This is a genomic window from Paraburkholderia sp. (genome assembly GCF_034668105.1).
Lineage (GTDB): Bacteria > Pseudomonadota > Gammaproteobacteria > Burkholderiales > Burkholderiaceae > Paraburkholderia.
The window spans coordinates 1-8,673 of sequence record NZ_JAXDPY010000483.1 but is presented as its reverse complement, the minus strand read 5'-3'; the positions used below and the strand labels follow the sequence as shown (position 1 = coordinate 8,673).

8 protein-coding genes and 1 pseudogene are annotated in these 8,673 nt (G+C 63.6%); all 9 read left to right on the top strand.

Annotated elements, in window-relative coordinates; translation table 11 throughout:
* Positions 1-120: pseudogene (locus QOC89_RS21835) on the top strand (ABC transporter ATP-binding protein); the annotation flags it as partial.
* Complete coding sequence (locus tag QOC89_RS21830) at positions 117-899, top strand: ABC transporter ATP-binding protein (protein WP_323046918.1); 783 nt, start codon at positions 117-119, stop codon at positions 897-899. The pseudogene QOC89_RS21835 and the gene QOC89_RS21830, both read left to right, overlap by 4 nt.
* Before the next feature lie 156 nt (positions 900-1,055).
* On the top strand, positions 1,056-1,658 hold the full coding sequence (locus QOC89_RS21825) for a GNAT family N-acetyltransferase (protein ID WP_323046917.1): 603 nt from the start codon (positions 1,056-1,058) through the stop codon (positions 1,656-1,658).
* Between the two features lie 123 nt (positions 1,659-1,781).
* The gene (locus QOC89_RS21820; protein WP_323046916.1) at positions 1,782-2,648 is read left to right on the top strand and encodes a MerR family transcriptional regulator; all 867 of its coding nucleotides are present in this window, start codon (positions 1,782-1,784) and stop codon (positions 2,646-2,648) included.
* A 318-nt stretch (positions 2,649-2,966) separates the two neighbouring features.
* Positions 2,967-3,866 carry a mechanosensitive ion channel family protein gene (locus QOC89_RS21815; protein WP_323046915.1) on the top strand — a complete coding sequence of 300 codons (900 nt, stop codon included), beginning with the start codon at positions 2,967-2,969 and terminating at the stop codon, positions 3,864-3,866.
* 269 nt (positions 3,867-4,135) lie between these two features.
* A complete protein-coding gene (locus QOC89_RS21810) occupies positions 4,136-5,767 on the top strand; it encodes an NAD(P)/FAD-dependent oxidoreductase (RefSeq protein WP_323046914.1) in 1,632 nt (543 codons plus the stop codon).
* A 48-nt stretch (positions 5,768-5,815) separates the two neighbouring features.
* On the top strand, positions 5,816-6,724 hold the full coding sequence (locus QOC89_RS21805; RefSeq protein ID WP_323046913.1) for an SDR family NAD(P)-dependent oxidoreductase: 909 nt from the start codon (positions 5,816-5,818) through the stop codon (positions 6,722-6,724).
* Positions 6,725-6,827: 103 nt separating this feature from the next.
* The gene (locus QOC89_RS21800; RefSeq protein ID WP_323046912.1) at positions 6,828-7,709 is read left to right on the top strand and encodes a metal-dependent hydrolase; all 882 of its coding nucleotides are present in this window, start codon (positions 6,828-6,830) and stop codon (positions 7,707-7,709) included.
* Positions 7,706-8,673 (top strand): alpha/beta fold hydrolase (locus QOC89_RS21795; RefSeq protein WP_323046911.1); only part of this gene is annotated, 968 nt, incomplete at its 3' end. The genes QOC89_RS21800 and QOC89_RS21795, both read left to right, overlap by 4 nt.

Genomic DNA, 8,673 nt, shown 5'->3' with positions numbered 1-8,673 from the left:
CATCCCTATACACGCGGCCTGCTCGCTGCCAACCCGCCACTCGTCAATCCACCGGACGAATTGCCCGTACTCCGGCGCGACCCCGCGTGGCTCGCGGACACCCATGGAGTGCCGGCATGATCGACGTACAGGAAGCGCGGATCCGCTTCAAAACAAAAACCGGTTATTTCGACGCGGTGAAGGACGCCAGCTTTCATGTGGACGAAGGCGAGGTGTTCGGGCTCGTCGGCGAATCGGGCTCGGGCAAGTCGACCATCCTGCGGGCGTTGACGGGCCTCGTGCCGCTGGCGGGCGGACGCATGCAGGTGGGCGGCCATCTCCTCGGCGCAAAGATCGACCGCTCGTTCAGACGCGACATGCAGATGGTGGTCCAGGACCCGTATGCGTCGTTGCATCCGCGCTTCACCGTCGACCAGACGCTGCGTGAGCCGCTTGTCATCAACGGGATCGACCGGCAGGAAGAGCGAATCGCGCAAGCGTTGCTCGAGGTCGGGCTCGGCCCGGCGTTCCGCTTTCGTTATCCGCACCAGCTCTCCGGCGGCCAGCGGCAGCGTGTGGCGATTGCGCGCGCGTTGATCGTCGAGCCGCGCGTGTTGCTGCTCGATGAACCGACTTCCGCGCTCGACGTCTCCGTGCAAGCCGAAATTCTCAATCTGCTGCGGCGCCTTCACCGCGAACGCAAGCCGACCATGGTGCTGGTCAGCCACAACCTGGCGGTAATCGGCTTTCTTTGCCAGCGCGTCGCGGTGATGCGCAACGGCGAAATCGTCGAGCAGCGCGATATCGGGCAGATTCGCGCGCAGCAGGTCGAGCGCGAGTACACGCGCAGCCTGTTGCTCGCGACCGAAGGCTATCAGCGCAAGGCGGTCGAAGCGATCGGCGTGGATGCGGCGTTGTAGCGTGTGTTCCATGCCAGGCGTGACGCGCGCCTGGCGTCGATGACTGCGCCGATCCTGCCTATGGAACGCGGCGATTTTTGACTCGCTTCAAATTCATGCGCGCGGCGGGCATAGTGAAACTGTCATCAGATCCCCAGCCCCACGCCAGGAACACGTATGAGCACTACTCGCCCCGCTCCTCATTCAGCCGACTCAGCGGTCGCCCCGCCATCCACCGCGCCCGTGGTCCGCGACGCCACCGAAGCCGATCTGCCCGCGATCCAGGCGATCTATGCGCACCACGTGCTGACGGGGGTCGCCTCGTTCGAAGAAATCCCGCCTTCCGTCGACGACCTGCGCACGCGCCTCGCTTCGGTGCGCGGTCATGGACTGCCGTACATGGTGGCCGAGCTCGACGGCGAAGTCGCCGGCTATTGCTACGCCACGCCGTACCGGCCACGCGCCGCCTATCGCAATACGATTGAAGATTCGATCTACATCGGCGACGCGTATCGCGGACGGGGCCTCGGGCGGGTGCTATTGCAGGCCCTGATCGAACGCTGCGAGAGCGGACCGTGGCGCCAGATGGTCGCCGTGATCGCCGACGGCGGCAGCGGCGGTTCGCTGTCGCTGCATACGCAGTTGGGCTTCGAGTTGACCGGCACGTTGAAGGCGGTCGGCTTCAAGCATGGCCGGTGGCTCGACACCACGTTGATGCAGCGGAGCCTGGGCGCCGGCGCTTCATCCGTACCGGACGATGTGGCGCGGGGACGCGACTGAAGGGCGCGCGTCTCGAAGGCATCAGGCAAACGGCTTTCCGCGAAGCGGCTTGTGAGTGGCTTCTCAGCGCCCTGCCCGCAGTCCAGCAAGCCCCAGCTCTCGGCGGCGCGTTAAAATCCGCTCATGCCCAATACGCCGCCCCCCTTTCCGCCCGCGCCCGGCGCCTCGAACGTCGCGGCCGGCGACACGCCGCGCAACGAATACACCGTCGACGAACTCGCGCGCGTCACCGATACCACCGTGCGCAACGTGCGCGCCTATCAGGACCGCGGCCTGCTCGCGCCGCCGGAAAAACGCGGCCGCGTCGGCGTGTATGACGACACGCACGTGTCGCGCCTCAAGCTGATCAACCACCTGCTGACGCGCGGCTACACGCTCGCGAACATCCAGGACCTGATCATGGCCGTCGACGAAGGCCACGATCTACGTTCGATCCTCGGGCTTGAAACCGCAATCGGCGGGCGCTGGTCGCGCGAGCGGCCGAAAAAATTCTCACTGATCGAACTGCTGCAAATGTTCGGCGACAAAGCCTCGCCGAGCGCCCTCGGCAAAGCGGTCGATCTGGGTTTGCTGGAACGCGACGGCCTTTCGTTCGTATCGGGCAATCCCACGGCGTTGGCCGCCGGCGCTACGCTCGCGAAGGAAGGGATTCCCCTCACTGACCTGCTCGACGCCGTGGGCATCGCCAGACCCCATTTCAATGCGGTCGCCAAGGCGCTGGTCGATCTGGTGGTTCGTCAACTGGACCGCTACGACGCCGACGCCTTGCCGCCGCCCGCCGACGTGCCCGCTCTGGTTGACGCGATCTGGCGTGTGCGGCCGCTCGCCATGGTGCTGGTCGAAAGCGAAATGAACCGCGCGCTGGAAGAAGCCTCCGGCGATTATCTCGGCGACCGCGTTGCGGCGATCATGGAAAAGAAACTGGGCCATCCGGCCGAAGGTACAGCCGCGCAGCGCGCTGCGGTAAAGAAAGATAAAGCCAAAAAATAGTCACTCAAGCGGCCAGCCTTGCGGAAAAGTGAACGTCGGCAGTTTGAACGACACAGCGTGATCGATTAGTTCGCGATCCGTAGCAAATCAAGTTTCAACATTATCGCTGCCCTTCGTATCCAGTCATTCAATCTGTCAAAAAGCGTGTACTGGTAGAACTTTCCGTTCGTGACGCGGTCCCTTTTCCGCACGCTTCAATCGCGTCATGTTCCGAATACCGGCTCGTCACTCGCATTACGCGGGCGCGCGGAATTCAGGTTTCCTACAAACCATGCGGCGAAAAACTCGCGCCGCTCAAGAATCAGGACCGTCAAGGCCATGCAGAATCTACTCGCTGAGATCCACCCTAACCGGTGGACCTTCCTTTGGGACGCCCTCACCGCAATTTCGATGCACCTGTGCGCGGCCGCATTGATCGTGGTGGTGGGCTGGTGGGTCGCCCGCCGCGTCGCCCGCTCACTCAACCGGCTGCTCGCAAGCCAGTCGCGCATGGACGCCACGCTGCGGCCGGTCATCTGCGACACCTGCTTGTGGAGTATTCGCATCGTCTCCATCATCGGCGCGTTGTCGCAACTGGGTATCCAGACGGCGAGCATCGTCGCCGTGCTCGGTGCCGCCGGCCTCGCTATCGGCCTCGCGTTGCAGGGCACGATGCAAAACATCGCGGCCGGCATCATGCTTTTGCTGTTGCGGCCGTTCAAGGTGGGCGATTCGATCGACGCCGGCACGGGCAACGTCTCGGGCACCGTCGAGGAAATCAGCCTGTTCACCACGCGTCTCACGAAATCCGACGGCATTTGCGAATATGTGCCGAACAGTGCGCTGTGGAGCAACTCAATCCGCAATTACAACCGCAATCCGACCCGCCGCCTCGATCTGGAAGTGGAAATCTCCGTGCGTGACGACGTCGACCAGGCGCTGGCCGCACTGCGCGATCTCGCCGTCGCCGACCCGCGCGCGTTGCAGACGCCCGCGCCGCAGGTGATGGTGGCCCGTTTCGACGACAGCACCGTGGTCCTGAACATCCGCGTGTGGGCCAATATCGACACGTTCTGGGACATGCGCTGGGACCTCGCCCGGCAGGTCCGTCAAACGCTCAACAATGCGCAATGCGGCTTGCCGGTTCGGACGCGTGAACTGCATATCGTGCAAAGCAGCGAGACGGACGAATCCGCTCCCGCTCGCGTGATCGCGGCGCGCCAGGCTTCGGTGCAATAACGCTTTAAAGCTTGTCGGCCGGGTGGATTCCGGAAAGCGAATCCGCCCGGCAATTTTCATATAGCGGAACGATCCACGCGTCCGCAGCACGTCTCTATTACCCTAAAAGCCTTGCCCGGCGGGCTTGCAGCCGCCTGAGCCTTGTGCTCGCCGCGTCCGCGCGCCATAGAGTCTCCCGTCTAACCCGCCCCTTGCGTCATCCGTTGACAGTCTCTATTGTTACATCAACCACTGTAACAGTAAGAGCGATCAACAAGGAGACGGATCGGATGAACGCACGCATGATGCCCCCCGACGACGCGGCGCCCGATGCCTGCGTGCCGATCGATACCGATATCGCCATCATCGGCTCCGGCTTTGCGGGTCTCGGCATGGCGATCCGGCTGCGGCAAGCCGGCATGACCGATTTCATCGTCGCCGAAAAGGCCGCGTCGGTCGGCGGCACCTGGCGCGACAACCACTATCCCGGCTGCGCCTGCGACGTCCAATCGCACGTCTACTCGTTCTCGTTTGCCCCGAATCCGCGCTGGACCCGCATGTTCGCGCGCCAGCCGGAAATTCGCGCTTATCTGGAAGACTGCGCGCAGCGCTTCGGCATTCAGCGTCATCTGCGGTTCGGCCATGAACTGGCGAGCGCGATCTATGACGAAAGCCGCCACCGCTGGCAACTGACATTCGCGAACGGCCAGCAATGGTCGGCGCGCGTGCTGATCTCGGGAATGGGCGGACTGTCGCGCGCGGCCATGCCGAACATTCCCGGCATCGAGACATTCAAGGGTAAAGCGTTCCACTCGCAGCACTGGGACCACAGCTATCCGCTCGAAGGCAAACGCGTCGCGGTGATCGGCACCGGCGCGAGCGCGATTCAGTTCGTGCCGCAGATCGCGCCGCGCGTCTCGCATCTGAACCTGTTCCAGCGCACGCCGCCGTGGATCATGCCGAAGGCCGACCGCGCGGTGAAGCCGCTCGAACAATGGCTGTTCAGGCATCTGCCGTTCACGCAGAAAATCATGCGTTCGGCGCTCTACTGCATGCTCGAATCACGCGCCTTCGGTTTCGCGGTTCACCCTTCGCTCATGAAGACCGCGCAGAAAATCGCGCAGCGGCATCTGCGCCGCCAGGTGCCCGATCCGCAATTGCGCGCCACGCTCACGCCGAACTACACGATGGGCTGCAAGCGGATTCTGATCTCGAACGACTACTTCCCGGCGCTGTCGCGCCGGAACGTATCGGTGACCGCCACCGGCATCGCCCGGATCGAGGCAGACGCGGTGATCACAACCGATGGCGTCCGCCATCCGGCCGATTGCCTGATCTTCGGCACCGGCTTTCAGGTGGCCGATCCATTTCCGGCGGGTGTGGTGCGTGGCCGTGGCGGCATCGATATCGTCGACACCTGGCGCGATGGCGCGCATGCGTATCTGGGTACGACACTGCCTGGTTATCCGAACTTCTTCATGATCGTCGGCCCGAACACCGGCCTCGGTCATAACTCGATGGTGTTCATGATCGAGTCGCAGGTCGAATACATTCTGCGCGCGCTGAAGACGATGAGCGCGGAACGCGCCGCTGCGATCGAAGTCCGCCCGCAAGTCGAGCGCGCTTACAACGAACAGATCCAGCAGAAACTCGGCCGCGCGATCTGGTCGACCGGCGGCTGCAAGAGCTGGTATCTCGATCCGAAGACGGGCAAGAACACGACGCTGTGGCCGGGATTCGCCTACAAATTCCGCCAGGCAACCCGCAGCTTCAGCATGGACGACTACCTCGCGTATGCGCCGGCTGCGCAGCCGTTGAGCGGGCATGGAGGCACGCAGCAGCCTGCCGCAGATGCAAATGCAGATGCACATCCACATGTGCATGCCACGACGCCGACGACCACATCCGCCGAAGCAACCTGAAAAAGCATAACGACAAGGCACCGTTCAGAGAAGACAGGAGATAAGCCAATGAAGAACTTCACGGACAAGGTAGCCGCGATCACCGGCGCCGGTTCAGGCATGGGCCGTTCGCTCGCCATTCAGCTGGCGCGCGAAGGCTGCCACCTCGCGCTCGCCGACCGCAATGCCACGAGCCTCGCGCAAACCGCGCAACTCGCCGAGGCCGCGTCGCCGCATATCGTCGGCTCGCCGCTGCGTATCACCACGCGCGTGCTGGACGTGTCGGAGCGCGCCGCGATGTTCGACTGGGCCGCCGAAACGGCCGCACAGCATCAGCGCGTGAATCTCGTGTTCAACAACGCGGGCGTCGCGCTGTCGAGCACCATCGAAGGCATGGAGTATGCCGATCTGGAGTGGATCGTCGGCATCAATTTCTGGGGCGTGGTGCACGGTACGAAGGCGTTTCTGCCGTATCTCAAGACCTCGGGTGAAGGCCACATCGTCAATACGTCGAGCGTGTTCGGCCTGTTCTCGCAGCCCGGCATGAGCGGCTACAACGCGACCAAATTCGCCGTGCGTGGTTTTACCGAAGCGTTGCGCCAGGAACTCGATCTGATGAAGTGCGGCGTGTCGGCAACCTGTGTGCATCCCGGCGGCATTCGCACAGGCATTGCGCAGTCGAGCCGGATCTCGTCGAACATGGTCGGCTTCATGCTGGAAAACGAACAGCAAGCCAAGGACGACTTCGAGAAGTTTTTCATCACCACCGCCGACGAAGCCGCACGCGTGATTCTGAACGGTGTACGCAAGAACAGGCGGCGCGTATTGATCGGCCGCGACGCGCGCGCCGCCGACTGGTTGGCGCGGACCTTGCCGGCGGCCTATCAGGCGCTGGTGGTAATGCAAACGCGCCGCATCAAACGGATTGCGGAAAAGCACGCGCGCCGTGCCGCGCAAGTGGACGGCCGGCGTGCGTGATGCGCCGCCCGACCGCGAACGCAAGATCATTCACCATCCAGTACAACCGCTGCAACCGCTCAGCACAACCCGCAGCATATAAAGGATCCCAAGGAGAAAGGCCATGATGCCGGTTCGCCGCGACCTCCGTTTCAACTTACCGCCCGAACGTGCCGCCGATTGGCACGTGCAGGGCTCACATGTGACACACTTCTTCAATGCGCTTTCGCTGCTGTTCCCAGCCGGCGAGCGTTTCTTCATGGACAGCGTGCGCCACTACCGCGACCAGATCGACGACCCCGTGCTTAAGAAACAGGTGCTCGGCTTCATCGGCCAGGAAGCGATGCATACGCGCGAGCACATCGAATACAACGATCTTCTGCAGCAAGCCGGCTTGCCCGCGCATAAGCTCGACAGGCGACTGTGGGCGATTCTCAACTTCGGCCGCAAGATCCTGCCGCATTCGTATCAACTCGCGCTCACCGTCTGCCTCGAACATTACACGGCGATGCTCGCGGGCCTGCTGCTCGAAGACGCCACCCGGATTGGCGGCTCGGTCGAAGGCTATACGCAGATGTGGACCTGGCATGCGCTCGAAGAAACCGAGCACAAATCGGTTTCGTACGACGTGTGGAATGCGGTGCTCAAACCGGGGCCCGGACGCTACCTGCTGCGCACCGGCACGATGCTCGCCACCACGCTGACATTCTGGCTGATCGTGTTCGACTACCACCTGCGTCTGATCATCGCCGATCGCAAACGCGGCGGTCACATCCGCGGCATGGGGCGCGTCGTGAAGTATCTGTATGGCCCGCGTCACGGTGTGTTTCCGCGTATCGCCGGTGAATGGCTGAGCTTCTTCCGGCCGGGTTTCCATCCGTGGGATCACGACAATCGCGCGCAGCTGGCCCGCATCGACGGTCTCGTCGCCGCGGTCGACGCCACCCATGCGGCCACGCCGAGCGCGCGCAAAACGGCGCGGCGCGGCGTGCAGGCGGCCGCGTGATACGCGACACGCTGTCGGTCGAAGCCGGCGACGTGCGGCTCGCGGTCTACGTAAGCGGACCGCGCGACGCGCCGCCGATCGTGCTGGTGCACGGTTATCCTGATTCGGCTGCCGTGTGGGAACCGGTGCGCGCGCAGCTCGACGCGCGTTACCGCGTGATCAGCTATGACGTGCGTGGCGCGGGTGCGTCCGACGCGCCTGCGTCGCGCGCGGCATACCGGCTGGAATGTCTGGCGGCCGATCTCGCGGCCGTCGCCGATGCGACCTGCGGCGCGCGACCGTTTCATCTGGTCGGCCACGACTGGGGGTCGATTCAAAGCTGGGAAGCGGTCACCGACCCGGCGTTCAAGGGCCGCATTGCGTCGTATACGTCGATTTCCGGGCCGTGTCTCGATCACGTATCGTTTGGGTTACGCGGCGGTAAAGACGGGTCCGGCGCTGATCGCGGGGAACAGTCAAAGGGACACCCCTCACCTCAGGCTGCAAAGCGCCCATTCGGCAGCGGCCTGCGGCAAACGCTCAAATCCTGGTACATCTTCTTCTTTCACTTGCCGCTGCTGCCCGAGCTGGTCTGGCGCGCGGGCGGCGCGCGCATGTGGCCGCTATGGCTGCGCCTGACCGAACGGGTGCGCGCTGAACGCGATCCTGGGCAAACCCGCAACGCGATCAACGGCCTGAATCTCTACCGCGCCAATTTCATCGATAAATTGCTGCACCCGCGCGCCCGCCATGCGCATGCGCCGGTGCAGTTCATCGTGCCGCTGCGCGATCGCTACGTTGGGCCCGGGCTTTCCATTGGACTCGAAGGCTGGCTCGGCGTGTATAGCCGCATTGAAATCGATGCCGGGCATTGGGTCGTGTTGCGCGAACCCGAGCGTATCGCGGCAGGCATCGAACGCTTTGTCGAGCGGCACCGGGCACAGCCGCCGGCAGACAGCGGCGGTTCCGGCACCTCGACGTTCAA

Excerpts from the sequence above, each read along its gene's own strand:
- QOC89_RS21825 (WP_323046917.1), top strand. The coding sequence starts at position 1,056 with ATGAGCACTACTCGCCCCGCTCCTCATTCAGCCGACTCAGCGGTCGCC.
- QOC89_RS21830 (WP_323046918.1), top strand. The coding sequence starts at position 117 with ATGATCGACGTACAGGAAGCGCGGATCCGCTTCAAAACAAAAACCGGT.
- QOC89_RS21820 (WP_323046916.1), top strand. The coding sequence starts at position 1,782 with ATGCCCAATACGCCGCCCCCCTTTCCGCCCGCGCCCGGCGCCTCGAAC.
- QOC89_RS21815 (WP_323046915.1), top strand. The coding sequence starts at position 2,967 with ATGCAGAATCTACTCGCTGAGATCCACCCTAACCGGTGGACCTTCCTT.
- QOC89_RS21800 (WP_323046912.1), top strand. The coding sequence starts at position 6,828 with ATGATGCCGGTTCGCCGCGACCTCCGTTTCAACTTACCGCCCGAACGT.
- QOC89_RS21810 (WP_323046914.1), top strand. The coding sequence starts at position 4,136 with ATGAACGCACGCATGATGCCCCCCGACGACGCGGCGCCCGATGCCTGC.
- QOC89_RS21805 (WP_323046913.1), top strand. The coding sequence starts at position 5,816 with ATGAAGAACTTCACGGACAAGGTAGCCGCGATCACCGGCGCCGGTTCA.